The organism is Streptomyces sp. UH6 (assembly GCF_013421635.1).
Taxonomy (GTDB): domain Bacteria; phylum Actinomycetota; class Actinomycetes; order Streptomycetales; family Streptomycetaceae; genus Streptomyces; species Streptomyces abyssomicinicus.
On the sequence record NZ_JACADT010000856.1, the window covers coordinates 1 to 2,484 of the forward strand.

Here is a 2,484-nt window from a genome sequence, read left to right on the forward strand (position 1 = left end):
GTGGTCACGGCGTCCGCGCGGCGGGGCCGCATGCCCGCCGGGGCGGAGGGTACGTACCCTCCGTACGGTGCGGGCGTCGCCGGGGGCGACACGAGTGCGAGGGGTGCCGGAAGTGATCCGAAAGCTGCAGGCGGTCGCGTTGGACTGCGCCGACCCGGTACGGCTGGCCGAGTTCTACGCGGCCCTGCTCGGCGGCCGGGTGGTCGCGGACGACGAGGACACCGACTGGGTCGAGGTGCGCGGGTTCGAGGGGATTCCGCTGGCCTGCCAGCGGGTGGACGGCTACCGGCCGCCCGAGTGGCCCGGCCAGGAGCGTCCGCAGCAGCTCCACCTGGACTTCGACGTGGACGACCTCGACGGTGAGGAGGAGCGGGCGCTCGCCCTCGGCGCGACCGTGCTGGAGCGGACCGACCAGCTCCGCCCGGGGGCGAACTGGCGGGTCTACGCCGACCCCGCGGGCCACCCCTTCTGCCTCTGCGTCCACTGAGCCACCGCCTCGGCCGCCTCCGCCTCCACCTCCGTTCCTCAACCGCGCTCGCGGGCAGGCGATTTCGGTTGCCGGTGCCGATCCGGTGGGATAGGAAGCCCGTGCGCCCCCCTGCGGCGGTCACCCGGCTGCCCGCCCCCGCCGATCGCCCGCGCGCGGCAGCGGGCACCGGGGCGGCACGCAACCCGTTCGGCACGCCGGCGCTCCCGGGCGGCTCCGGCCTCCGGTGGTTGACTGACCGCATGCCCTTCGTGCGTTACGGCGTGCTTTCGGGAACCCTGCACCGCCACCACCGCGACCGGCCCGACAGCCAGGGCCGCTGGTTCCACGTCAACCTGGAGGTGGACGCCCCCGCCGGGCGCCACCACTGCGCCGTGGACGTCGACAGCCACGCGTCCGCCGTGGGCGTCCGCTGGAAGACCTTCACCCTGCCCGCCGAGGCACTGGGTCCGGCCGCCGCCCTCGCCGCCTCCCCCGGCTACCACGAACTCCCCCGCACACCGGACTCCGGCGCCCTGGACTACGTGCGCCACCCGGAGCTGGCCGACCGCTCCGGCATCCTCTTCACCCGGCGCCCGCCCTCCTGGCTCCAGGACCTCCTCGAGCTCGTCGACTCCCGCCCCTGGCACGCGGGCTCCAACGTGGACGCCGCCCTCGCCCTGGAGTCGATCCTCGTGCCGGGGCAGCACGTCCTAGTCTTCGGCGAGCCCTTCGACGACGACCCCGATGGCGATCTCGGCATGCACAACGTCCACCAGAACCAGGGCGACCCGGCGGGCTCGCAGTGGTGGGTGGAGAACGGCACCTGGCAGGACGGCGCCACGCTCACCCGGCGCCCCGACGGCGCGTACGACCTGTTCCTCAACAAGTTCTCCAGCCAGTCCGACCGCACGGACGCCGCGGGCCACCCGGTGGCGTGACCCCGGGCGGCTCGTCGCCCTCCGGCGACCGGCGGTACTGTGCAGGGCAGTTGATCACCCGTCAGCACACCCTCAGCACATCCTGGAGCCTCGCCATGCCCGGTCCCGCCCACGACGACACCGCGCCGGCCATCGACACCAGCAGGCCGCATCCCGCGCGGATGTACGACTGGTTCCTCGGCGGCAAGGACAACTACCCGGTCGACGAGGAGCTGGGGCGCCGGCTGACCTCGCTCGGGCCGCAGATCCCGGTCATGGCCCGGATGAACCGCGCCTTCATGCACCGCGCCGTGCGCCGGCTGACCGGCGAGGGGGTCCGGCAGTTCCTGGACGTCGGCACCGGCATACCCACCGAGCCCAACCTGCACCAGGTGGCCCAGGGGATCGCGCCGGACACCCGGGTGGTCTACTGCGACAACGACCCGATCGTGCTGGCCCACGCCCAGGCCCTGCTCCGCGGCAGCGCGGAGGGCGCCCTCGCCTACGTCCAGGCCGACGCGCGCGACACCGAGGTGATCCTGGGGAAGGCCGCGGAGGTGCTGGACCTCGGCCGTCCGGTCGCCCTCTCCCTGATCGCCCTGCTGCACTTCCTCTCCGACGAGGACGGGGCGTACGAACTGGTGGAGCGCCTGGTCGACGCCCTGGCCCCGGGGAGCTACCTGGTCATCTCGCACCTCACCCCGGACTTCCACCCCGAGGAGGCGTCCCGGAAGGTCATGGACCTCTACCGGGCCGGCGGCGTGACCATGGAGATGCGCGACAGGAAGCGCTTCGCCCGCTTCTTCGACGGTCTGGAGATCGTCGAGCCGGGCATCGCGCTCGCCGAGGACTGGCACCCCGAGCTGGGCGAGCCCGTCCCCGGCCAGGAGGGCATCGTCAGCGGCAGCTACGTGGCGGTGGCCCGCAAGAACTGACGCGCCCCACCCCCGGTACCCCCGGTGGGTCCGGCGCGGCGTGCGGTGGGGGTTCCGACGGGGTGGCGTGCCCGTTTTCCTCGGCCTGAGCACGAAGAACCGGGCACGCCGGACGGCCCCCGTCAGCGTCAGCGCGCCACCGACGGCCCCTCGGGCTGCGGGA

At 73.8% G+C, this 2,484-nt stretch carries 3 protein-coding genes; all 3 read left to right on the plus strand.

The window, feature by feature from the left end; genetic code table 11:
- Positions 1 to 112 precede the first annotated feature (112 nt).
- The 3 genes from HW445_RS26735 to HW445_RS26745 all read left to right on the plus strand — a co-directional run bounded on the left by HW445_RS26735 (position 113) and on the right by HW445_RS26745 (position 2,321).
- Positions 113 to 487: a VOC family protein gene (locus HW445_RS26735; protein ID WP_180223447.1), complete on the plus strand. Its 375-nt coding sequence runs from the start codon at positions 113 to 115 to the stop codon at positions 485 to 487.
- A gap of 242 nt (positions 488 to 729) precedes the next feature.
- The gene (locus HW445_RS26740; RefSeq protein ID WP_180223448.1) at positions 730 to 1,407 is read left to right on the plus strand and encodes a DUF2278 family protein; all 678 of its coding nucleotides are present in this window, start codon (positions 730 to 732) and stop codon (positions 1,405 to 1,407) included.
- Positions 1,408 to 1,502: 95 nt separating this feature from the next.
- Positions 1,503 to 2,321 (plus strand): SAM-dependent methyltransferase, encoded by an 819-nt coding sequence (locus tag HW445_RS26745; protein ID WP_180223449.1) that lies wholly within the window; start codon positions 1,503 to 1,505, stop codon positions 2,319 to 2,321.
- Positions 2,322 to 2,484: the final 163 nt, after the last annotated feature.